Consider the following 23,940-nt stretch of genomic DNA (forward strand, 5'->3'; position numbering starts at 1 on the left):
CCGTTTGGGCCTTGAAATTGTTGAAGGTCCTGCGGCCCTTATCGCAGCCTCGTGCCTCGACAGCGGCTACAAAGACCGCGCCGATCTCCTGTAGCCGCTGGCGCAGCCTGCGATCGGCTGCGCAGCAGTCGTCTGGGCCTTGGAATTGTTGAAGGTCCTGCGGCCCTTATCGCAGCCTCGTACCTCGACAGCGGCTACAAAGACCGCGCCGATCTCCTGTAGCCGCTGGCGCAGCCTGCGATCGGCTGCGCAGCAGTCGTCTGGGCCTTGAAATTGTTGAAGGTCCTGCGGCCCTTATCGCAGCCTCGTGCCTCGACAGCGGCTACATAGACCGCGCCGACCGCCTGTAGCCGCTGGCGCAGCCTGCGATCGGCTGCGCAGCAGTCGCTGGGGTTTTGAAATTGCTGAAGGTCCTGCGGCCCTTATCGCAGCCTCGTGCCTCGACAGCGGCTACAGTCGAGCAGGCCCGCTTGTCTCCCGTGTCAGCTCAGCCGGCAAGGCGCCGGCCGTCTTGATGGTCTTGGTGACGATGTAGGTGAAGTAGCGTTCGATGCCCAAATCATCGAGCAACAGTTGGTCGATGAAGCGCTGGTAGTGGTCGATGTCCGGGGACTGGATCATCGCCATGTAGTCGACACCGCCGCCAGTGGCGTAGCAGAAGGCGACTTCGCTGGCCTCGTTCATTCGTTGCTCGAAGCGCCGCATGTCCTGGGCGGTGTGGCGGGCCAGGGTGATTTCCACCAGTACTTGCTGGCTTTTGAATACCGCGCTCCAATCGACCTGGGCACGGTAGCCTTTGATCAGGCCCAACGCTTCCAGTTTGCGCACTCGTTCCCAGGCCGGGGTAACCGACAGGTTGATGGCCTCGGCCAGGCTCGACTTGGTGATGCGCCCATCCTCGGCGAGGATGCGCAGGATTTTCAGGTCGTAGCGGTCGAGTTTGTGCACGGGCCGTGGGTCTCCAGAACGATCAAGTTTCAGGTCAGTACTTCGGCGATCACCGCCAGCGTGTCCCCACACTGCACCAACCCCGGAAAATGCCGCGCAGCCAGCAAGCCACTGCGCGCCGCACGGTATTCCACCGGGGCGACACCGCTACGGGTGACGTCGTACACGCGGGCGATAAGATCGCCCTGGCTCACGGTGTCGCCCAGGTCCCGGCACATTTCCAACAGGCCGTCGTGCTCGCTGGCGATAAAACAATCGGCATCAGGCATATCGAGCATCGTTGACTCCCCAAGTTCGACCTCACCTTGAAGAATCCCCGCATGCACCAGCAGGTTGCGCACTCCGCGTTCGGCAATTGCCACGCTGTGCGCCGTGGACGAGCCACCACCGCCCAGTTCGGTAGTCACAAAGACCTTGCCCTGGCTTTCGGCGGCGGTGTCGTACATCGCCCCGGCGTCCAACTCCAGCATGCGCATGCTGTAGGGCGCGTTGAAGGCGCGCATGCCGGCTTCGCATTGGGCCTGCTGCTGTTTGTCGGGCAGCACGTGGCAGGCGGCGAACGGCAGAAAGTCCAGGGTGCGGCCACCGGAATGGATATCCAGCACGATGTCGGCCAGAGGCAGCAAGGTACGGGTGAAGTAGTCGGCGATTTTCTCGGTCACGGTACCGTCCGGCTTACCGGGAAAGCTGCGGTTGAGGTTGCCTTTGTCGATGGGTGAGGTGCGCCGGCCAGCATGAAATGCCGGGGTGTTCATGAACGGTACGATAATCAACCGGCCACTGACGTCGGCCGCGTCCAGGCCCTGGGCCAATTTGCTCAGGGCCACCGGGCCTTCGTATTCATCACCATGATTACCGCCGGTGAGCAGTGCAGTCGGCCCTCGGCCATGCTGGATCACGGTGACGGGAATCATCACCGCGCCCCAGGCCGAATCGTCCCGGGAATATGGCAGCTTGAGAAAGCCATGCTGCACGCCGTCGCGATTGAAATCCACGGTGGCGCTGATGGGGTTGTCGGGCAAGTCGCTCATGGCTCAATCCTTGACGAACAGTTGGCGTGGCACGTTGCACAGCGTCTCGACACCGGTGTCGGTGATCAAAATGCTTTCGGTGATTTCCAGGCCCCAATCGTCCATCCACAACCCGGGCATAAAGTGGAAAGTCATGCTCGGCTGCAACACGCTGGTGTCGCCAGGGCGCAGGCTCATGGTGCGCTCGCCCCAATCCGGTGGATAACTGATACCGATCGGGTAACCGCAGCGGCTGTCTTTGTGGATGCCGAATTTCTCCAGCACTTTGAAAAACGCCACGGCGATGTCACCGGTGGTATTGCCAGGCTTTGCGGCTTCGAGGCCGGCGGCGATGCCTTCGACCACGGCTTTTTCACCATCGATAAAGTGCTGCGGCGGCTTGCCCAGGTAGATGGTGCGGGATAACGGGCAGTGGTAACGCTTGTAGCACCCGGCAATTTCGAAAAAGGTACCGGCGCCTTTTTCGAACGGCGTATCGTCCCAAGTCAAGTGCGGTGCACTGGCGTCGGCGCCGGTAGGCAACAGCGGCACGATTGCGGGGTAGTCACCGCCATGACCGTCGGCGCCGAGGATGCCGCTGCTGTAGATCTCGGCCACCAGCTCGTTTTTGCGCATGCCCGGTTCGATGCGCTCAAGGATGCGCCCGTGCATGTTTTCGACGATACGCGCGGCGATGCGCATATAGGCGATTTCCTGGGGCGACTTGATCGCCCGCTGCCAGTTCACCAGCCCTGCCGCGTCGATGAAGGTGGCATTCGGCAGGTGCTTTTGCAGCGATAGGTAGGCGGCGGCGCTGAAATAATAATTGTCCATTTCCACGCCGATATTCAGCGTGTCCCAACCCCGGGCACTGATGACTTCCCGTGACAGATAATCCATGGGATGACGTTCCCGCGATTGCACGTAAATGTCCGGGTAGCCGACGATGTTCTCGTGTTGCATGAACACCGTACGCTTGGCGCCGTTGGCATCCTGGCCGCGACCAAACCACACCGGTTCGCCGTCCAGGGCCAGCAGCACACATTGGTGCACATAGAACGACCAGCCATCGTAGCCGGTCAGCCAGGCCATGTTGGAAGGGTCTGTAACCAGCAGCAACTCAATGCCCTGCCCTTGCATAGCCTGGCGCACCTTGAGCAGGCGCTGGGCGTATTCCGCTCGTTCGAACGGTAGGTTGACGACTATCTGAGACATGCACATGTCCTCTGATAAATGACGCACGAATGAAGTGAATCAGCTGGAAAACTGCAAACCCTTGTCGGCCGAACGCGCACGTTCGAACGCGCACGTTCGAACGCCAGATTGGCCATGGCCGTGTCCTGGGCGCCAGTGCCGGTAAGGTCACATAGAGTGATTTGCGCGGCATCGGTGCGCCCGGGGCGCTGGCCTGCCAATACCTGGCCCAGTTCCGCCAGGCGCGATTCGTCGACCTGCACCCCAGCCGCCAGGGCATGGTGCAGTTCGCCGAGGATGCGGGTCTGGCTCAAGCGATCCGCCACATAGCGGTCGACCTTGGCCAAGGCCTGGGGCGCGATTTCGTTTTTGTGTTCGGCGTCGGAGCCCATGGCCGTGATGTGCAGGCCGGGGTGCAAGTGGTGGGCCTGGATCAAGGGCTCGCGGCTTGGGGTGCAGGTGATGGCGATGTCCACGTCAGCCAGGGCCTCCTCGATGCTGGCGCATGCAACGACCGCCAGGCCACTACTGCGTACCAGCTCGGCGCAGAAATCCTGCGCCTTGGCACTGTCCCGTGCCCAGACACGAACCTGTTCAATCGGTCGCACCAGGCGCAGCGCCTGCAATTGCAACGCTGCCTGCTCGCCGGCGCCAATCAGCGCCACGCGGCGACTGTCGACACGTGACAATAAACGCGCGGCCACCGCACCGGCAGCGGCCGTACGCACCGCTGTCAGGTAGCCGTTATCGAGCAACAACGCCTCTAATAACCCGGTGCGCGCCGACAACAGCATCATCATGCCGTTGAGGCTTGGCAGGCCGAGTTTCGGATTGTCGAAAAAGCCCGGGCTGACCTTGATCGCAAACCGCTCAAGGCCTGGCAGGTACGCGGTCTTCACGTCCACCTCGCCGTTGTGTTCAGGGATGTCCAGACGCAGGATCGGCGGCATGGCAACGGCCGCGGTGGCCAGCAGCACAAAAGCCTGTTCGATGGCTTCGATACTCGGCAAATCCAGGTCGACGCAGGCGCGCAGATCGGCTTCGCTTAACAGGGTGACTTGACTCATCAACGTAGCGCTCCCGTTCGTTATTGTTGTGATTTACGCGTCGAGGCCATTGAGCACACGCAGGTGCTGATCGATATCGACGTTGCGCCCGCTGACCACCACCACAATCGGTCCGCGCGGCTCGATCAGGCCATCAAGCAGAGCCGCGATGCCCACCACCGCCGCACCTTCCAGTACCAGGCGCTCCTGGCGATAGGCATGGCGCAGGGCATTGGCGATGGAAGCTTCACTGAGCAGGTGCAGGTGATCGCAAAGGTCGAGGGTCATGTTGAAGGTGTAGTGGTTGTCCAGGCCGATGCCGCCGCCCAGGGAGTCGGCAAGGGTCGACAGCTCTTCGACTTCCAGTGGATGGCCTGCCGCGAGGCTGGCGTGCATGGCTGCGCCGCGCTGCATGCTGATGCCGTGGGTGACGATCTGCGGGCTGGCACTTTTGATCGCCAGGGCCACGCCGGCGAACAGGCCACCGCCGGACAACGGCACGAGGACTTGCGCCACATCGGGTAACTGCTCGAGAATTTCCAGGCCCAGAGTGCCCTGGCCGGCGATGATCGCGGGATGATCGAACGGTGGCAGCAAGGTCGCGCCCAGCTCGTTGGCAATTCGCTCGGCTTCACGCTGGGCATCGTCCTGGGAGTGGCCGACGATACACACTTCGGCACCCAGTTCACGAATGGCCTGAACCTTGTTCTCGGGTACAAGGTGCGACAAACAAATGGTGGCCTTGACCCCTTGCCGGGACGCGGCGTAAGCCAGGGCGCGACCGTGGTTGCCGGTCGATGCCGCCACCACCCCACGCGCCTTTTGCCTGGCATCGAGTTGTGCCACCGCATTGCTCGCACCGCGTAATTTGAAGCTACCGGTGATCTGCTGGGACTCAAGCTTGAGGTACACCGCCACACCCATCTGTTGCGACAGGCTCGGCGAATACTCCATGGCGGTACGCCGCACCTGCGACTCGATCCGCTGGCGAGCGAGGTAAATATCGTTTAGCTGCAACGCTGGCATGACCACCTCCCACATGGGTATTGGGCGCAGTCTAAGAGGGCTTGATTGTCGCGATGAATGTACTAGGGCAATTTAACCGACAAACTTTTCGGCTCGCTCAAAAGTCATGAATCTGCGGGTACTGGCCGAATATTTCACGCATGCCTATCAGTGCATCGCGCATTTCTTCATCACTGCATTCGGCACCGACACACAACCGTACAGCCCGTGGTCGCGGCGTGCCGCGCACGGTGAAAGGATCGGGCGAAGTGACCGCAATATGTTTGTGGCGCAGTGCCCGTACCAGGCTATCAAGCTCCCAATGGGCGGGTATCCCGACCCAGGCATTCAAGGCATGAGGATGTTGGCCGAGCAGGTATTCATCCAGGTATTCGCGGACCATCGCCTGGCGCCCGGCCAACAGGTTGCGTTGCAGGCCCACCAGGGTGTCGGCGCGACCGTCGCGAATCCAGCGCGCCGCAATCTCCGAGACCATGGGCGTCGCCATCCAACTGTTGACCCGCAAGATACTTTCGGTGCGCAACGCCAGGCGCTTGGGCACCACCAGATAGCCGATGCGCAAACCGGTGAGCACCGACTTGGTCATGCTGGTGCAATAGAATGACAGTTCCGGCAGGTAATGACTGATCGGTGGCGCGCGCTTCTGGTCCAGCAACGGGCCATATACATCGTCCTCGATGATGTGCACGCCGAAACGCCGGGCGATGTCGGCGATCTCGCGACGACGGCTGTCGGGCATCAAGCTGGTAGTCGGGTTATTCAGGTTCGGGGTGCAGACCAGCGCGGTGATCCGCTCATTGCTGCACATGTCTTCGAAATGCTCCGGGTCGATGCCATGACGGTCCGTCTCCAGGCCCTTGAGAGTAAAGCCCAGCACCTGGGAGTTGCCGATCACGCCGTGGTCGGTGAGCCCTTCACAGAGCACCACATCATCGGGGCCGGCCAGGGATGCCAAGGCCAGAAAGATCCCGTGGGCGGCGCCATTGGTGATCAGGATGTCATCGCGCTCCACCCGCAGGCCCTGCCGGCCGATCCAGTGCATGGCGGCGTCGCGGTGAGCCTCGAAACCGGCAATCGGACGAAAGGCATGAATCCACGGCTGATCGTCTTCGGTGCTGAGTTCACGGCAGGTCTCACGCCAGAACTGATCGTGCTCGCGCGTATGCAGGATGCGGGTGATGGAGAAGTCCACCAGGGCCCGCTCGGGGCTGTCGAGGATATAGGTGGCCACCCGATCGCTCATGCGCCGCGAGACAAAGCTGCCGCGCCCGACTTCACACCGCACCAGGCCTTGGCGCTCCAGCTCCTTGTAGGCATTGGTGACGGTTTGCACGCTGATGCCCATGGCATCGGCCATGTGCCGTTGCGGTGGCAGGCGCTGATCGTTGGCCAGCACGCCTTGCTCGATATCGTCGGCAATCGCCTGTACCAGTATTTTGTATTTAGACTCGCCGCTGCGGGCGCTTTGCAATGCTGCTTTCCACGTATCCATCGGCGCTAAAACCCGCGTAGGTGCCAGTGCGCACAGCATCCCGCGAGAATCAGTGCAAAGCAATTGTCCTAGTGCAATACCATGATGGCCGGGGCTTTTGTATGCTCGGCCCAAGGTCGATGCAGGGGCCGCTCGTCAGGCCCTCACAATAAAACCAATCGACCTGTACCGGTGCGCGGAGCCATCCATGCAATCCGCCCTTGTACGCTTTGCTCTTGTAACACTGCCTCCTACCACAGAGCCGTCGACGACGGGTCCACAAGAAACAGGAGATTTTACCGATGAGCAATTCCACCTCCCGCACTCCCCATGCGTTGCGTCACCTGTTCGTGGCTGGCGCGATGCTCGGCGTGGCCATCAGCGCCCAGGCCGCCACCACCCTGGAAACCATTCAGGAAAACAGCAGCATCAGCATCGGCTATGCCAATGAAACGCCTTTTGCGTTTACCGAGACCGACGGTCGGGTGACCGGTGAATCGCCGGAAATCGCCAAGGCGATCTTCGCCCAAATGGGCATCAAGCAAGTCAATGGTGTGTTAACCGAGTGGGGATCGTTGATCCCGGGCCTGCGCGCCGGGCGTTTCGATGTGATTGCCGCGGGTATGTACATCACCCCGGCACGCTGCAAGCAGGTGCTGTTCACCGACCCGCAGTATCAACTGCCGGACGCCCTGCTTACTGCCAAAGGCAACCCGCATAAGCTGCACAGCTATGAAGACATCGCCAAAAACCCCGAGGTAAAACTGGCGATCATGGCCGGCACGGTGAACCTGGCTTATGCGCGGGACTCAGGCGTAAAAGACTCGCAGATCCTGCAAGTGCCGGACACCACCGCACAATTGCAGGCGGTGCGCGCCGGCCGTGCCGATGCCGCCGTGGGCACTCAATTGACCATGAAAGGCCTGGCCGCCAAGGGTGGCGAAAAGGTCGAGGCGGTCACCGAGTTCAAGGATGACCCCTCGCACATCGGCTACGGCGCCCTCGCCTTCCGTCCGGAAGACAAAGAACTGCGGGATGCGGTCAATGCCGAACTGAAAAAATGGCTGGGCTCCGAAGAACACCTCAAGACGGTTGCCCCTTTCGGCTTCGACAAATCCAACGTGACAAGCAAAACGGCTGCCGAGCTCTGCGCTCAATAGTCGAGACAGGCATGGCGCCACGGCGCGATGCCTATTTTTCTGCTTAATCCGAATGGCCAGGCTGAACCATGGGTGAATTACTTCCGCTGTTGATACAAGGCGCCTGGGTCACGCTCCAGGTGACATTCCTCGGTTCGCTGCTGGCGATTGCCGCAGCGATTCTTGCGGCGCTGGGGCGCATGTCGCCCTGGCGTGCGCTGCGCTGGTTTTCCATTGCCTACATCGAGGTGTTCCGCGGCACGTCGTTGCTGGTGCAGTTGTTCTGGCTGTTTTTCGTGCTGCCATTGCCGCCGTTCAACATTGAACTGAGCTCCTACAGCGTGGCCATTGTCGGTCTCGGCTTGCACATCGGTGCTTATGGCGCGGAGGTGATGCGCGGGGCGATCAGCTCGGTGGCCAAGGGTCAGTACGAAGCGTCCACGGCGCTGAACTTCAGCGGCTACACGCGCTTTCGCCGGATCATTCTGCCCCAGGCTTTGCTGGCAGCCATCGCGCCGGGCACCAACTTGCTGATCGAGTTGCTGAAAAACACCTCGCTGGTGTCCCTGATCACCTTGTCCGACCTGAGCTTTCGCGCCCGGCAATTGGACCAGGCCACCTTCCAGACCCTGGAAATCTTCAGCCTGGCGCTGCTGATGTATTTCGTCCTGGCCCAGGCCATCAATCTTGGCATGCGCCATGTCGAGCGACGCCTGGCCCGTGGGCGGATGCGTGGAGGCTTGTCATGACCTTGTTCGACTGGAGCTATGCCTGGCAAATCCTCCCCGACTTGCTGCGTGCCTCGCTCAACACCGTGGGTATTACCCTGATCGGCTTTCTGATCGCCATTGTGCTCGGCTTGTTCCTGGCGATTGGCCGACGAAGCCGACGACTCTGGCTGTCTTGGCCGGCCACCGGGGTGATTGAGTTCATCCGCAGCACACCGCTGCTGATCCAGGTGTACTTCCTGTACTACGTGCTGCCCAACTACGGCGTCAGCATGAGTGCCATTCAGGTTGGCATCCTTGGCATTGGCCTGCATTACGCCTGCTACATCGCCGAGGTCTATCGCGGCGGCCTCGATGCGGTGCCACGGGCACAGTGGGAGGCGGTGACAGCGCTGAACATCGCCCCGTACAGCGCTTACCGCAACATCATCCTGCCCCAGGCCTTGCGCCCAATCCTGCCACCCTTGGGCAACTACCTGGTGGCAATGCTCAAGGACACGCCGGTGCTGTCGGCGATTACCGTGGTGGAAATCATGCAACAGGCCAAGAACATCGGCTCCGAGAACTTCCGCTACCTGGAACCGATCACCATGGTAGGTCTGTTCTTCCTGGCCCTGAGCATCGCTTTGGCTTACCTGGTACGGCGCCTTGAAACGCGCCTGGAGCTACGCTAATGACCTCTCAAATCTTTTCGACATCCAGTGATCTTTTCCGGCACGACACCCCGGCACCGTTGCAGCCGCAGGAGGCTCCCGTCATGCAGGCACCCGATTTGGCCAAGCCGATTGTCAGTTTCCAGGACGTCACCAAACGTTATGGCAGCTTCACCGTACTCGATGGTTTGAACCTGAATGTCACCCCCGGTGAAAAGGTCGCGATCATCGGTCCCAGTGGCTCCGGGAAATCCACCCTGCTGCGGGTGTTGATGACCCTTGAAGGCATCGATGATGGCGTGATCCGCATCGAGGATGACCTGCTGACCCACATGCCGAACCGCAATGGTGTACTGGTACCGGCCAACGACCGGCATATCCGTCGCGTGCGCGGCAAGATCGGCATGGTGTTTCAGAGCTTCAACTTGTTTCCGCACATGACGGCGCTACAAAACGTTATTGAGGCGCCAGTGCAAGTGCTCGGAATGAAGTCTTCCGAAGCCCGCGAGCGTGCGGCAGACCTGCTGGAACTGGTGGGGTTGGGCAGCAAGCTTGGACATTACCCCTCGCAGCTGTCTGGCGGCCAGCAGCAACGGGTGGCAATTGCCCGAGCGCTGGCGATGCGGCCCAAGGTCATGCTGTTCGACGAAGTGACCTCGGCCCTCGACCCGGAACTGTGTGGCGAAGTACTTAATGTGATTCGCAAACTCGGCAGCGAACACAACCTGACCATGCTGATGGTCACCCACCAGATGGGCTTCGCCCGGGAATTCGCTGACCGGGTGTGTTTTTTCTATAAAGGGCAGATACACGAACAGGGGACGCCGGCGCAGATTTTCGAGCATCCACAGCAAGAGCGTACGTGTGCGTTTCTGAGTGCGGTGAAGGAAGCTAATTAATCAACAGCCGGAGAGATGTGCCGCGCGGTGGTACTGTTGTCCCGGTCAATGAGTGCCCTCGCCTTATTGTGTAGCCTGAGTTTGTGCTTTCAGCGGAAAAACATACCACTCAGGTAAGCCCATTCTGATTTGCCAGACCACTGGTCCGGCCCCCTTTTTACTGCTGCAGACTCCGACGCCTCCTTCTTGCAGAGACGTCATGGATGACTGCTTCCTCCCCCCACATTGCCTTTATCGAACATGAGCTGGATGGCTTTCATCAGAGCCTGTCGGTGTACCGACAGCAGGTGACCACCTGGTACACACAGGCGCTGGACAACGTCAGCCACACGGTGGATCTGCCGTCGTTGCTGGGTATGGATCGGGTACTGCGGGTCGGGGATTCGCAGACGTCGGTGAGCATGATCGACAGGGATTTCCTGTCCGGTGTCACGCAGTGTCCAGCAGGTGGCGTGCTGGAGATTCAGAGCACATTCGAGTCGGTGTATGACGTGCCACTGGGAAATATCCCGGTCGAGGTGATCGGGCTGGATGACGGCAGTTCCACGCTGATCCAACTGGATGAACAGGGCAAGGGCTCACATCAGTGCGCGGCGGGTCAGCGCTACCAAGTACGGGTGCAGGGCGGCGTTTCGCCGCAGCAGGTGGAGGCGCTGTTTGAGTCCTACGACGGGCTGACGGCAGACCTTGAACGTTGGTTGCGCACGCAGTGGAACAGTTTCAAGCCGCACTGGCAGGCCTCGACGGCAAGCGCCATCGGCAGTGGGATATTGGCCGGCAGTTGGTCAGCCATTTCCGGGGTGTGGGACAGCATCACACTGGTGCAGGACATCCTCAAGGACCCGGCCAAACACATCGAGCGCCTGGGTGCGCAGGCCGCCGAGCTGGCAGAACTGGCCCGCGGCACGCCGCAGGTGATGGAACAAGCGATGTTGCTGGCCAGTGACGAGGCAGCGCTGTACCTGATGCTGCGCACGGCAATGATCTGGTTATCGGCGCTGCCGCCGAGCCAGATAGCGGGCAAGAGTGCCGAGGTCATCGCCGGGGTTGCGGTGTCATTGCTGATCGACTTGTTGATCGCGGTGGTGCTGACGCTGGCGTTGCCGGCGGTAGGCGTTGGCTACATCGCACTGCGATTGAGCAAATATGGGAAGCAGATTTTCGACGCCGCGAAAGCATTTATTGACGGTATTTTTTCGATCATCAAACGCTTTATGGCGGCGGTGGATCGCTACAAGGCAGTGGCGGTTCGCGGGACCGTCAATGGGCTGAAGAAAGGTGGCCTGCAGATGCATTGGGGCGCGCGGCAGAACACCGCGCTCAAGCAAATCGAATCCATTGATGATTCGCCATCTGTTGCGAAAACCCCCAATGGCGATGCGTCCTCCAGCGCAGACAAGACCGCCACCCACGGCTGCCCGGTGTCGATGGTCACCGGTGAAGAACTGCTGACGCTCACCGAGGGTGAGTTGGACGGTGTACTGCCGTTTGCCTGGACGCGCGCGTATCGCACCAGTGCGGTCGAGGTGGATTGCGGGCTCGGCTTTGGCTGGAGTCATTCCTTGGCCCACCGGCTTGCGGTGGTGGGCGAGTCCGTAGTGTGGACTGATCACGAGAACCGCAGCACCACATTTCCCCTGCCCTCCGTCGCTCGGCCTGCCATCACCAACAGTCTGGCTGAGGCGGCGATTTATCTGGGTTCAGCTCTTGATGAACTAGTGCTGGCTCAGGACTCGCGTTTCTATCACTTTCGTGACGGTGTTCTGACGTGTGTAAGCGATGAGTATGACAACCGCCTACGAATCAGCCGCGACTTTTCGGGACGGATTCAACGGCTGGATAACGATGCAGGTCGAGCACTGCTGTTGCGCTATGACAAGGACCATATCGTCGCAGTCGACTATCAGGTCTTCGACGCAAAAAGCCTTTCAGACGACACCTGGACTACCCGGCAAACCCTCGTTTCCTACCGTTACGACGAGCGTTGGCGACTGATTGAGGCGACCAATGCGGTAGGCGAAAGCGAGCGTTATCGGTACGACGATCAGCAAGTGATTCTGGAACGTTCGCTGGCCGGGGGCGCGAGTTTCTTTTGGGAGTGGGAACGTTCTGGCAAGGCTGCGCGATGTGTCCGGCATTGGGCGAGCTTTTCGCAGATGGACACGCGTTATGCCTGGGATGACAACGGCCGTGTCACGGTGCTTAACGCCGATGGCAGCCAGGAAGTCTATGTGCATGACCAGCGGGCTCGGCTGGTGCAGCGGATTGATCCGGACGGTGCCGAGCATTTCAAATCCTACGACGACAAGGGCCGGCTGACAGTTGAGCAGGATCCGCTGGGCGCAATAACGGCCTATCAGTACGACGAAGCCGGACGCTTGGTTGCGCTGTTTCCTGGCGATGATGAGCCTACTTCCTACGAGCACTCCAACGGATTCGTTCGCGTCGTGCGCCGTGGTGAAACGGTCTGGAAGTATCGGCGCAATGATCAGGGCGATATCACGCGTAAGACCGATCCCACCGGCAACGTTACCGATTACCGCTATGACAAACGTGGCCAACTGACGGAGGTTTGGTACCCGGACCACAGCTGTCAGCGCCTGAACTGGAACGACCTTGGGCAACTGGTTGAAGAGCAACTGCCCCAGGGTGGCGTGCGGCGTTATCGCTATGACGTCCTGGGCCGGCAGATTGTTCGTGAAGATGAGCACGGTGCGCTGATCCAATATCAATGGGATGGCGTTGGACGTCTGATCAAGGTGACGCTTCCGGACGGCGCCACCCGGGAGTTGAGCTACAACCCCTACGGAAAAATCACCGCCGAACGCGACGAGCTGGGGCGCGTCACCCGCTATGAATACGCCGACGGCTTGCACCTGATCAGTCGTCGTATCAATCCTGACGGCAGCACCCTGCGCTACCGCTATGACAACGTACGGTTGCTGCTGACCGGGATCGAAAACGAGGTCGGCGAAACCTACCAGTTGGACTATCACGCCAACGGCCTGATCCAGCAGGAAACCGGGTTTGACGGCAAGCGCACGGCTTACGCCTACGACCTCAACGGCCACCTGCTGGAAAAGACCGAGTTGGGTGATGACGACAGTCAGCTGGTTACCCGGTATCAGCGCGACGCTGCCGGCCGCCTCGTCAGAAAAACCCTGCCCGACGGCAACTCGGTGGATTACACCTACGACCGCCAGGGCAATCTCCTTAGCGTCGACGACGGCCACTGGTTCCTCAACTACGAATATGACATTCAGAACCGCCTGACCGCCGAGCATCAAGGCTGGGGCACTTTGCGCTACGGCTATGACGCCTGCGGTCAGCTCACCCACTTGCGCCTGCCCGACAACAACCGCCTCGCCTTCCATCACGACAAAGGCGGCCACCTCGCCACCCTTGAACTCAACGGCAAAACCCTGACCTCGCACCTGTTCAAGTCAGGCCGCGAACACCAGCGCCAGCAAGGCCAACTGCTCAGCCACTACCACTATGACGAGCAAGGCCGCCTGCACGCCCACGCCATCACCCAACAAGAACAGCGCCACTACCGCCGCCAATACGACTACGACCCAAGCGGCAACCTCATCCGGGTGCTCGACACCCGCAAAGGCCAGCACGACTACCACTACGACCCGCTCGACCGCCTGACCCGCGCCGACCACGCCCAGGACCAACAAGAGCGCTTCGCCCACGACCCGGCCGGCAACCTGCTGATGCAAGACCGCCCTGGCCCCGGCATCGTCGTCGGCAATCGCCTGTTGCTGCAAGGCGATCGGCATTACGACTACGACGCCTTCGGAAACCTCATACGCGAACGCCGTGGCCGCGCCCAACAGTTAGTCACCGAATACCGCTACGACTGCCAACACCGCCTGATCGGCATCACCCAACCCGACGGCCAAACCGCCCGCTACCGCTACGACCCGTTCGGACGACGAATCAGCAAAACCCTCGACGGCAACACCACCGAGTTCTTCTGGCAAGGCGACAAACTCATCGCCGAACACCACGCAGATCGCCATCGCAGCTATCTCTACGAGCCCGACAGCTTCCGCCCGCTGGCCCTGCTGGAAGGCTTCGGCCCGGACAACACCCAAGCCTTCCACTACCAACTCGACCACCTCGGCACGCCCCAGGAACTGACCAACCCCAACGGCGAAATCGTCTGGTCCGCCCACTACCGCGCCTACGGCAAAATCACCCGGCTGGATGTAAATACCGTCGACAACCCCCTGCGCTTCCAGGGCCAATACTTCGATCAAGAAAGCGGGCTGCACTACAACCGCCATCGCTACTACAATCCCGACAACGGCCGCTACCTGACCCCCGACCCGGTGAAACTGGGAGGCGGGCTGAACGGATACCAGTACGTGCCCAACCCGACGGGGTGGGTGGATCCGTTGGGGTTGAGTTGCAAGGCAGCAGCCTGCCCGGAATCGATAGTCGCCGACGGCCCTTACAGCGAAATAGTTCCAGGGGGAGGATTGGCAGCACATGAAGCAGCAGGTGGACATTTGATAAAAAAACATATTGGTAAAACCAATGAGCAATTGGCCTCGCGACTAAAGCATGAGCCTCACGTGCCCACTGCCTCTACCTTCCATGATCGCGCAACAGCAGAATCAACAGTTTCGAAAATGATTACTGATAACGGAGCCAAAATTAATAAATTCACTAAAGGCAACAAAGACAAAATTACGATTATTCAAAAAACCCAACACCCCATCGGCACCAGCTTAGTGAGAGGAGCAGCGGCAACCACACCAGGAACTAAAATCTACCTTGTGCTATTGAAAGATAAAAAAATGCCTGATGGCTATAAAGTACTTACGGGATATCCAAGCCCATGACTAACAGTTATCTTGAATTACAACAATTTCTTGCCAGTTACTTCAATCAGGACTGGCCCGACGAATATGCTAGTGCTGACGATGTGATTTCAAGCTTTATCTCTGAATCATCGGCAGATACCCTCATACAGGTAAACATAGGGCTACGCGAGCTTTTACTAACCGACAGAACAGAGCAGGAGCTGCAGGATTATTTATTCTTTGAAATAGGCTGCAACTATTACTATCCGTACGAATGGAAAAGTGGAAAGACCTGGTTAAAACACGTCAGCTCACTTCTAACGCAAAAAATCAACGACAAAAGATGAGTCTATTTGATCGCTGGTCAATGCTGCATTAGGTCCAATGTTGGTGCCCCCCGAGCCCTGAGCGTATGGCCTTGAGTGAAGACATACGCTAAGGCGTGATGAGCGGCGGCAAGCGCTTGCGGTCATTGCTCACGCACAGTGTTAAAGAGATCTGTCCCTTTAACTACGCTTCCACTACCAACTCGACCACCTCGGCACACCCCAGGAACTGACAAACCCCGACGGCGAAATCGTCTGGTCCGCGCATTACCGCGCCTACGGCCAAATCGCCCGGCTCGATGTCAACACCGTCACCAACCCGCTGCGCTTCCAGGGTCAATACTTCGACCAAGAAAGCGGGCTGCACTACAACCGCCATCGCTACTACAATCCGGACAACGGCCGCTACCTGACCCCCGACCCGGTGAAACTGGCGGGTGGGCTGAACGGATACCAGTACGCGCCCAGCCCGACGGGGTGGGTGGATCCGTTGGGGTTGGCATGTACACCTGGAAACTGTTCTGGACGAAAAGAAAAAAACTCCCAGCATCCATATGAGGAAAAGCCACCTAGCACCGGCAACCTCACTCGGTTCTCAACATATGAGAAGGCGTCAAATAAAGCCCTAGAATGGTTACTAGAAAATGGCTTCCGCGCAGAAAGGCCTACGCAAGGAAAATTCGGAACCGCCATAGGAAGGCCCATAGGTATGCAAACAAGTGATGGTAAAACCGGATATCGGGTTGAGTATGATGAGCGAAATGGTGCTCACGTTAACGTTTGGTCCGGTAAGAAAAAGGGCCCCCACTATCTTTTCGAAGGCTCCCCAGAGCTTGTTCTTAAGATAAACAAAAGATTTTATAAAAAATGACTTACTTCGACGAGGATCTGACAAACACGCTCAAAAAAATAGGAGTCGTCTATAAACAACTATCGGAGAGCGATCACAAAAAACTAATCCATCAGATACAACAAAAAGTCATTTTTATTGGAAACCAGATCGACTGGAGCACCCTGAAAAACCCGTGCAACCTTAACTCAATCGAAAAAACGAACGCTTTAACTCAAATCTCAGAAAAGCTAAAAACGTTGGCTACTCAGAATGTGATATTCCTGGGTGACTCTGCTATTGATCATGCTTATTCCATTGAAATTTCCGACATTAAAGAGGCAGTTGACATATTTTCTGAAATACCTCAACACACCTATATTTTTCCTGAAAACCTTCGTTGGATAGCCTGCTTGTCCCTTGAGGGACATATAGACTACGCGGACTTCCCAGAAGACTAATTTGAAAATCGCGCGAACTTCAGATGTGTGTGGTACATGCCGACAGGACGAAATCCTCTTCTTAATCGGCTCACAAAATGAGCCGATTAAGCCTTCTATTCGGCTCACGCGCCTGAGCTCAAGCCCCCCTCATTTGCCCCAATCCCCCCTATCTGCTAGTGTCGCGCCGGTTTACCGTCAACCGGAATAGCCGCCATGGCCCGCAAAAAAGTTGCACTCGATTTCGAACAGTCCCTCGCTGATCTACAAACCCTGGTCGAGCGTCTGGAGAACGGCGAGTTGTCGCTGGAAGACTCGTTGACGGCATTCGAGCAAGGCATTGGCCTGACCCGCGACTGCCAGAGCGCGTTGGCGCAGGCCGAGCAGAAGGTTCAGGTGTTGCTGGAGCGTGACGGGGAGTTGGCTGAAGAACCTTTCGACGCGGAACAGCCTGAATGATCGGTGCCTATCAGGCCAGCAGCCAGGCCCGGGTCAATGCTGCGCTGGAAACCCTGTTCGTTGCCCCCAGCCCTGAACTGAATCGCCTGTACGAAGCCATGCGTTACAGCGTGATGAACGGCGGCAAACGCGTGCGCCCGTTGCTCGCCTATGCGGCTTGCGAGAGTTTGGGTGCTCCAGCAGAGCAAGCCAACGGCGCGGCGTGTGCCGTGGAGCTGATTCACGCTTATTCCCTGGTGCATGACGATTTGCCGGCGATGGACGACGACGATCTGCGTCGCGGCCTGCCGACAACCCATAAGGCCTTCGATGAGGCCTGCGCGATTCTCGCCGGTGACGGCCTGCAAAGCCTGGCGTTCAGTGCCTTGCTGGACCCGCAACTGAGTGGCGTGAGCGCTGAGCTCCGTTTGCGCATGGTCAGCGCCCTGGCCCTGGCCGCGGGCCCTGCCGGCATGGTTGGGGGCCAGGCGATCGACTTGGGCTCGGTGGGCCTGAAGCTCGACCAAAAAGCCCTTGAATACATGCATCGCCACAAAACCGGCGCGCTGATCGAAGCCGCCGTGCAGCTCGGCGCCCTGGCCAGTGGGCGTGCCGATGCCGCGCAATTGGCGGCGTTGAAGACCTATGCCCAGGCCATTGGCCTGGCTTTTCAGGTTCAGGACGACATTCTCGACGTCGAAAGCGATACCGCCACCCTCGGTAAACGCCAGGGCGCCGATATCGCACGGGACAAACCGACTTATCCCTCACTGCTCGGGCTTGAAGCCGCCAAGGCCTACGCCCTTGAATTACGGGACCAGGCGCTGCACGCCCTGCGACCTTTCGACGCGCCAGCCGAGCCCTTGCGTGACCTGGCGCGGTATATCGTCGAACGCCGTCATTGAGATCACCGCCCGATTGCACCGCATATCGGCCAACTTCAATGCACTGCGTGGGCAGCATGCGATGCTTGAGGTAAACTGCGGCCTCTTCTATACCTATAATGATTCGCCTGATGCCCACGACGTTTCAAGAGATTCCCCGCAAACGCCCGTCCACGCCCCTGCTCGACCGTGCTGACACACCGGCCGGCCTGCGCCGTCTGGGTGAAGCCGAGCTGGAAACCCTGGCCGATGAGTTGCGCCTGGAGTTGCTCTATGCGGTCGGCCAGACCGGCGGGCATTTCGGCGCCGGCCTGGGCGTCATCGAGCTGACTATCGCGCTGCATTACGTCTTCGACACCCCCGACGACCGGCTGGTGTGGGATGTGGGTCATCAGGCTTATCCACACAAGATCCTCACCGGTCGCCGCGAGCGCATGGCCACCCTGCGCCAGAAGGACGGCATTGCCGCCTTTCCACGCCGTTCCGAGAGCGAGTACGACACATTTGGCGTTGGACATTCCAGCACCTCCATCAGTGCAGCCCTGGGCATGGCGATTGCCGCCCGTCTGCAAAACAGTGATCGCAAGGCGATTGCAGTGATCGGTGATGGAGCGCTGACGGCGGGCATGGCGTTCGAAGCACTGAACCATGCGCCGGAAGTCAACGCCAACATGCTGGTGATCCTCAACGACAACGACATGTCGATCTCACGCAACGTCGGCGGGTTGTCCAACTACCTGGCGAAGATTCTGTCCAGCCGTACCTACGCAAGCATGCGCGAGGGCAGTAAGAAAATACTGTCGCGCCTGCCTGGCGCGTGGGAAATAGCCCGTCGTACCGAAGAATATGCCAAGGGCATGCTGGTCCCCGGCACTCTGTTCGAAGAGCTGGGCTGGAATTACATCGGCCCGATCGACGGCCACGACCTGCCGACCCTGATCGCCACCTTGCGCAACATGCGTGACCTCAAGGGCCCGCAGTTCCTGCACATCGTCACCAAGAAAGGCAAAGGCTTCGCCCCGGCGGAAGTCGACCCGATTGGCTATCACGCCATCACCAAGCTGGAGCCGGTGGACGCCCCGGCCGCTGCACCGAAAAAGGCCAGCGGGCCGAAGTATTCCGGTGTGTTCGGCGAATGGCTGTGCGACATGGCCGCCGCCGACCCGCGCCTGGTGGGCATCACCCCGGCGATGAAAGAGGGCTCCGACCTGGTGGCGTTCAGCGAGCGCTTCCCGCTGCGCTATTTCGACGTAGCAATTGCCGAGCAACACGCGGTGACTTTCGCCGCCGGCATGGCCTGCGAAGGCGCCAAGCCGGTGGTGGCGATCTACTCCACCTTCCTGCAGCGTGGGTACGACCAGCTTGTTCACGATGTGGCGGTGCAAAACCTCGACGTGCTGTTCGCCATCGACCGTGCTGGCCTGGTGGGCGAAGACGGTCCGACCCACGCCGGCAGTTTCGACCTGTCCTACCTGCGCTGCATCCCCGGCATGCTGGTGATGACCCCGAGTGACGAGAACGAACTGCGCAAGATGCTCAGCACCGGCCACCTGTACAACGGCCCGGCCGCCGTGCGTTACCCGCGTGGCAATGGCCCGAATGCGCTGATCGAGAAAGGCCTGGAGCCGATCGAGATTGGGAAAGGCATCGTGCGCCGCCAGGGCAGCAAAGTCGCGTTACTGGTGTTCGGCGTGCAACTGGCCGAAGCCCTGAAAGTCGCTGAAAAAATCGACGCCACCGTGGTGGATATGCGTTTTGTCAAACCTTTGGACGAAGCCCTGGTGCGCGAGATTGCCAGCAGTCACGAACTGCTGGTGACCGTCGAAGAGAACGCCATCATGGGCGGCGCCGGCGCGGCGGTCAGCGAGTTCCTTGCGCGAGAGAACATCCTCAAGTCGGTGCTGCACCTGGGCTTGCCGGACGTGTATGTCGAGCACGCCAAGCCGGCGCAGATGCTCGCCGAATGCGGGCTGGATGAAGCCGGGATTGAAGCCTCGGTGCGTCAACGCCTGGCACTATTAGATCGATAACCCACCGACAATACTGTAGGAGCGAGCTTGCTCGCGAAAAACCAGAGAGCGCCGCGTCCACCCAGGCTGCCAGCGTTATCGTTGAGGTTTTTTCGCGCGCAAGCTCGCGCCTATAAGCGCTACGGACAGTCCATGAAACGCCTGTGTCTTGCCCTGCCCCTGCTGCTTCCCGCCGCTGACCTGCTCGCCGCCAGCTTCGAGCGCGACGACGCGCTGAAGCTTTCCAACGTGGTAATCAGCGCCAATCGTCAAGTTCAAGCGCGCAATGACAGCAGCGCCGCCAACACCGTATTCACCCGTGACGACATCGACCGCCTGCAACCCTCCAGCGTGACCGATCTGCTCAGCCGCGTGCCGGGTGTGCAGGTCTCACAGGCTGGCGGTCGTGGCAGCCTGGCCAGTATTTATATTCGCGGCACCAAGCCTGCGCAAAGCCTGGTGCTGGTAGATGGACAGCGCATCGGCAATTCGACCTCCGGCGACAGCAACCTGCAACACCTGAATATCCAGCAAATTGAACGGGTGGAAGTGTTGCGCGGTTCGCGCTCGGTGATCTACGGCAGCGATGCGATTGGCGGGGTGATTCAGATTTTCACCCGCCGCAGCACCGAGTCCGGCCTGCAGCCACGTGTCCACGTAGGGTTTGGCAGTAACCAGACCTGGGAGCGCAGCCTGGGCTTGTCCGGTGGTGACGAGCAAACCCGCTTTAACCTAGGCGCCAGCCTGGATGAGACCGCCGGGATCAATCGCACCCACACGTCGTACCCCAGCGATGGCGACCATGATGCCTATCGCAATCGCTCTGTCAGTTTCAGCCTGAGCCATGCCTTCAATGACGACATCGAGGCTGGGCTGAACGTGCTCGATAACCGCGGCAAAAGCGAGTTCGACAACCCGTTCGGGCGCTACGACGCCAATTATCAGGTTTTCCAACAAAAGCCCTACAGCCAGTTCACCGTAAGCGGCGTCAGCAGCTATGTCGATGCGCGTATCAACGACGCCTGGACGTCCCGGGTGGAATTGAGCCACAGCGAAAACCGTGAAGAAACCCTCGACAAGCTCAGCGCCGAACGTAGCGTATTCAATACCTATCGCAACTCGCTGAACTGGCAGAACGATCTGGCCCTGAATGAACAGAACAGCCTGATCCTGGGCGGCGACTGGTACGAAGACCAGGTCAACAGCAGCACAACGCTTGCCGAAGACAGCCGCTGGAACCGTGCAGCGTTTATCCAGCACCGCTTTCAAGGGCAGTTTTTCTCCACCGAACTGGGTCTGCGCCGCGACCAGAACCAGCAGTTCGGCGGCCAGAACAGTTGGAGCGGCACGCTCACCTTGCCCCTCAACCCGGACAATGACCTGCTGTGGAGCTACAGCGAGGGCTTTCGCGCCCCGACGTTCAACGACCTCTACTACCCGAACGACAACGGTTTTCAAAACAGCAACCCGAACTTGAAACCCGAAACCTCCAAAAGCTACGAAGTGCAGTGGCGCAGCCAGCTCAGCGACACCAGCCGGCTGGAAGCCTCGCTGTACCGGACCGACATCAAGGACGCGATCGTGTTCGCTAGCGACGGCCCGCAAAACATTGCCTCGGCGCGCATCAACGGTTTCGAGGCGGCGCTCAAGCAAGAGCTGTTCGGTTGGCAAGGCAGCCTTGGGTTGGCAATCATCGACCCACGGGACCGCGACAGCGGCTACACCCTGACTCGTCGCGCCAAACGCACCGTGAGCCTGGACCTGGATCGCCAGTTCGAGCAGTTCGGTGTCGGCGCCAGTTGGCAAGCGGTGAGCAGTAGCTACGACGACTCGAAGAACCAGCAGCGACTGGGCGGTTACGGGCTACTCGGGCTGCGCGGCAGTTGGGCAGTCAATCGCGAGATCAAGCTGGACATGAAGGTCGATAACCTGCTGGACAAAGGCTACAGCCGGACGCTGTATCAGCATCAAGGCGCGCAGTATGGCTATCGCGAGGAAGGCCGGGCCTTGATGGTTGGGGTAACCTGGACGCCGCAAATCTGATCCGAAACATGGACTGCCTGCATGGGCACCTACACATCTCTTGAGCTTGCCGAAAACCTGTAGCCGCTGGCGCAGCCTGCGATCGGCTGCGTAGCAGTCGCCAGGGTCTTGGCACCGTTGAAGGTCCTTCGGCTCTTATCGCAGCCTCGTGCCTCGACAGCGGCAACAGAAAACCAAGCCCTCAGAGGGATCTTAAAGGCCCGGAGCAATCACCTGGCACAATCTGGCCACCGCCTCCAACATCTGCCCACTGGGCCGCTCCAGACCCTTGTCTGGCACTTGCAACAAGCGCCCCTGCGCCACCGCAGCCATCTGCGGCCAAGCCTTCCAGGCATCCAGTTGTGCCTGGTCACCCGCCAGGATCACCTCGGGATTGCGCTGCAACACCGACTCAAGACTGACCTGTGGTGCCGGCAGCTTGAGGTCATCGAATACATTGCGCGCCCCGCACACACTCAGCGCATCGCTGATGATCTGCCCGCCGCCCACGGTATACAGCGGCTGATTCCACACCTGGTAAAACACCCGCAACGGCACTGCTCGCCGGTAACGCTGACGTAGCCCATCAAGGCGCTGGCGCAGTTGCGCGGCCAATTGTTTGCCTGCTTCGGCACGCCCCAACTGTCGGGAGATGGCTTCGACCTGGCGGGTGAGCTGCTCGAGGCTATGGGGCTCGGCCACATAGACCGGGATATTCAGGTGCCTAAGCTGCCCGCGCTGCGCAGGCCCGACACTGCCGGGCCATAGCAGGATCAGGTCGGGCTTGAGGCTGAGCAATTGCTCCATGTCCAACTGACCGTAACGCCCGACGGAGGCCACGTGCGCCAATTGCGCAGGTCGATCGCCGCCATCCAGCACGCCCACCAGCAAATCGGCAGCGCCCAGTTCAACGACGATTTCAGACAAGGACGGAGCCAGGCTGACTACCCGCTCCACGGCGTTGGACGATACGCTGACGGCCAGCAGCAGAACCGCCAGCCAGGCGCGCATCAACCCAACTGACGCGGAATGCGATAGAGGTAGAACAGCACCAGGGTCGACAGCGCCAGCAAAAACAGCGGTACCGCTTCCAGGCCGACAAATACGGCCAGGGCGCCGACCCAGGCGGGCAACGCGGCAATCAGCAGTGCCATGCGCCGACGGGCCGCCAGGGAGATCCAGGCAGCCGGTTCTTCAGGGGTATCAAGGGCTTTGTGGGTAGCGATCAGACCGTGTTTATAGCCGTGGAAATAACGCAGGCTGACAAACATCGATGCTACACCGGCGATAAACAACGGCATGGCCAGCACTGGCAGCAATGGCTCGGTCTTGCCAAACACCAGGTTGATCACAAACAGCGGCAGCAGCGCCAGGGCCAAGTACTGCCACCAGTTGACGGACAGTCGCCGCCGGACCTGGCCGCGGGTCACGCCCGGTCGGCCTCGCCCTGGTGCTCGTTGCCCATCATGTGGTCGAGCTTGCTCGCCTTAGTGGCCAGGTAGAGTTTGTTGTGCGGGTTGTGACCGGTGTGCAACGGCACGCGCTCGGCAACCGTAATGCCCATGTCGGTCAAGGCTTTGACCTTGCGCGGGTTGTTGGTCATCAAGCGCAATGACTGGACGCCCAAGTGCTCAAGCATCGGCAGGCACATGGCGTAATCACGCTGATCGGCAGCAAAGCCCAGGCGCTCATTGGCTTCCACGGTGTCGGCGCCACCGTCTTGCAGTTCGTAGGCGCGAATTTTGTTCAACAAGCCGATGCCACGGCCTTCCTGGCGCAAGTACAGCAATACGCCACGACCTTCACGGGCAATGGCTTGCAAGGCGGCTTCCAGTTGCGAACCGCAGTCGCAACGCTGGCTGAACAAGGCATCACCGGTCAGGCACTCGGAATGCAAACGGCCGAGCACCGGGGCGCCATCAGCCACATCACCCAGGCTGAGGACAACATGTTCGCGCCCGGTGGCCTCTTCAAGAAAGCCGTGCATGGTGAACTGGGCAAAAGGGGTAGGCAGCTTGGAAGCAGCGACGAAAACGACGGGCACCATGTGCTCCTGATTTC

At 59.7% G+C, this 23,940-nt stretch carries 19 protein-coding genes and 2 pseudogenes; 12 read left to right on the plus strand and 9 right to left on the minus strand.

What is annotated here, in order from left to right:
• Positions 1–450 precede the first annotated feature (450 nt).
• From GIR22_RS17800 to ehuR, 6 genes and pseudogenes are all read right to left on the minus strand, one after another.
• Complete coding sequence (locus tag GIR22_RS17800; RefSeq protein ID WP_178122337.1) at positions 451–948, minus strand: winged helix-turn-helix transcriptional regulator; 498 nt, start codon at positions 946–948, stop codon at positions 451–453.
• A gap of 29 nt (positions 949–977) precedes the next feature.
• A complete protein-coding gene (gene doeB, locus GIR22_RS17805) occupies positions 978–1,979 on the minus strand; it encodes a N(2)-acetyl-L-2,4-diaminobutanoate deacetylase DoeB (protein WP_154744617.1) in 1,002 nt (333 codons plus the stop codon).
• Between the two features lie 3 nt (positions 1,980–1,982).
• On the minus strand, positions 1,983–3,173 hold the full coding sequence (gene doeA / locus GIR22_RS17810) for an ectoine hydrolase DoeA (RefSeq protein ID WP_154744618.1): 1,191 nt from the start codon (positions 3,171–3,173) through the stop codon (positions 1,983–1,985).
• A gap of 83 nt (positions 3,174–3,256) precedes the next feature.
• A pseudogene (locus GIR22_RS17815) lies at positions 3,257–4,219 on the minus strand (cyclodeaminase); the annotation flags it as partial.
• Between the two features lie 33 nt (positions 4,220–4,252).
• Positions 4,253–5,224 (minus strand): hydroxyectoine utilization dehydratase EutB, encoded by a 972-nt coding sequence (eutB, locus tag GIR22_RS17820; RefSeq protein ID WP_154744620.1) that lies wholly within the window; start codon positions 5,222–5,224, stop codon positions 4,253–4,255.
• A 97-nt stretch (positions 5,225–5,321) separates the two neighbouring features.
• Positions 5,322–6,716 carry a MocR-like ectoine utilization transcription factor EhuR gene (gene ehuR, locus GIR22_RS17825; RefSeq protein ID WP_154744621.1) on the minus strand — a complete coding sequence of 465 codons (1,395 nt, stop codon included), beginning with the start codon at positions 6,714–6,716 and terminating at the stop codon, positions 5,322–5,324.
• Between the two features lie 281 nt (positions 6,717–6,997).
• Between ehuR and ehuB the strand changes: the two genes are divergently transcribed.
• The 12 genes and pseudogenes from ehuB (at position 6,998) to GIR22_RS17885 (ending at position 21,900) form a co-directional block, all read left to right on the plus strand.
• Positions 6,998–7,855 (plus strand): ectoine/hydroxyectoine ABC transporter substrate-binding protein EhuB, encoded by an 858-nt coding sequence (gene ehuB, locus GIR22_RS17830; protein ID WP_154744622.1) that lies wholly within the window; start codon positions 6,998–7,000, stop codon positions 7,853–7,855.
• A 68-nt stretch (positions 7,856–7,923) separates the two neighbouring features.
• Positions 7,924–8,583: an ectoine/hydroxyectoine ABC transporter permease subunit EhuC gene (ehuC, locus tag GIR22_RS17835; protein WP_154744623.1), complete on the plus strand. Its 660-nt coding sequence runs from the start codon at positions 7,924–7,926 to the stop codon at positions 8,581–8,583.
• Positions 8,580–9,236, plus strand: a complete 657-nt coding sequence (gene ehuD / locus GIR22_RS17840; protein ID WP_154744624.1) for an ectoine/hydroxyectoine ABC transporter permease subunit EhuD — start codon at positions 8,580–8,582, stop codon at positions 9,234–9,236. The genes ehuC and ehuD overlap by 4 nt, the downstream gene beginning before the upstream one ends.
• Before the next feature lie 83 nt (positions 9,237–9,319).
• Positions 9,320–10,114, plus strand: coding sequence for an ectoine/hydroxyectoine ABC transporter ATP-binding protein EhuA (gene ehuA / locus GIR22_RS17845; protein ID WP_178122338.1), 795 nt, complete (start codon positions 9,320–9,322; stop codon positions 10,112–10,114).
• Between the two features lie 203 nt (positions 10,115–10,317).
• A complete protein-coding gene (locus GIR22_RS17850) occupies positions 10,318–14,970 on the plus strand; it encodes an RNase A-like domain-containing protein (RefSeq protein WP_154744625.1) in 4,653 nt (1,550 codons plus the stop codon).
• The gene (locus GIR22_RS17855) at positions 14,967–15,278 is read left to right on the plus strand and encodes a contact-dependent growth inhibition system immunity protein (protein WP_154744626.1); all 312 of its coding nucleotides are present in this window, start codon (positions 14,967–14,969) and stop codon (positions 15,276–15,278) included. Before GIR22_RS17850 ends, GIR22_RS17855 begins: the two co-directional genes overlap by 4 nt.
• Before the next feature lie 169 nt (positions 15,279–15,447).
• A pseudogene (locus tag GIR22_RS17860) lies at positions 15,448–16,128 on the plus strand (RHS repeat-associated core domain-containing protein); the annotation flags it as partial.
• The gene (locus tag GIR22_RS17865) at positions 16,125–16,547 is read left to right on the plus strand and encodes a hypothetical protein (RefSeq protein WP_154744627.1); all 423 of its coding nucleotides are present in this window, start codon (positions 16,125–16,127) and stop codon (positions 16,545–16,547) included. The pseudogene GIR22_RS17860 and the gene GIR22_RS17865, both read left to right, overlap by 4 nt.
• Positions 16,548–16,742: 195 nt before the next feature.
• Entirely contained in the window at positions 16,743–16,985 is a 243-nt protein-coding gene (locus tag GIR22_RS17870) for an exodeoxyribonuclease VII small subunit (protein WP_003176346.1), read from the plus strand.
• Positions 16,982–17,869, plus strand: a complete 888-nt coding sequence (ispA, locus tag GIR22_RS17875) for a (2E,6E)-farnesyl diphosphate synthase (protein ID WP_154744628.1) — start codon at positions 16,982–16,984, stop codon at positions 17,867–17,869. Before GIR22_RS17870 ends, ispA begins: the two co-directional genes overlap by 4 nt.
• A gap of 110 nt (positions 17,870–17,979) precedes the next feature.
• Positions 17,980–19,878 (plus strand): 1-deoxy-D-xylulose-5-phosphate synthase, encoded by a 1,899-nt coding sequence (dxs, locus tag GIR22_RS17880; RefSeq protein WP_154744629.1) that lies wholly within the window; start codon positions 17,980–17,982, stop codon positions 19,876–19,878.
• Positions 19,879–20,010: 132 nt separating this feature from the next.
• Positions 20,011–21,900, plus strand: coding sequence for a TonB-dependent receptor domain-containing protein (locus GIR22_RS17885; protein WP_154744630.1), 1,890 nt, complete (start codon positions 20,011–20,013; stop codon positions 21,898–21,900).
• A gap of 192 nt (positions 21,901–22,092) precedes the next feature.
• Here GIR22_RS17885 and GIR22_RS17890 read toward each other — a convergent pair whose 3' ends face one another.
• The 3 genes from GIR22_RS17890 to ribA are packed head-to-tail and all read right to left on the minus strand — an operon-like array spanning position 22,093 to position 23,923.
• Positions 22,093–22,890: a cobalamin-binding protein gene (locus GIR22_RS17890; RefSeq protein ID WP_154744631.1), complete on the minus strand. Its 798-nt coding sequence runs from the start codon at positions 22,888–22,890 to the stop codon at positions 22,093–22,095.
• Positions 22,890–23,309 (minus strand): nuclear FMR1 interacting 1 family protein, encoded by a 420-nt coding sequence (locus tag GIR22_RS17895; RefSeq protein ID WP_178122339.1) that lies wholly within the window; start codon positions 23,307–23,309, stop codon positions 22,890–22,892. Before GIR22_RS17895 ends, GIR22_RS17890 begins: the two co-directional genes overlap by 1 nt.
• On the minus strand, positions 23,306–23,923 hold the full coding sequence (gene ribA, locus GIR22_RS17900; RefSeq protein WP_178122340.1) for a GTP cyclohydrolase II: 618 nt from the start codon (positions 23,921–23,923) through the stop codon (positions 23,306–23,308). The genes GIR22_RS17895 and ribA overlap by 4 nt, the downstream gene beginning before the upstream one ends.
• Positions 23,924–23,940 lie beyond the last annotated feature (17 nt).

It is taken from the genome of Pseudomonas karstica (genome assembly GCF_009707515.1).
Classification (GTDB): Bacteria; Pseudomonadota; Gammaproteobacteria; order Pseudomonadales; family Pseudomonadaceae; genus Aquipseudomonas; species Aquipseudomonas karstica.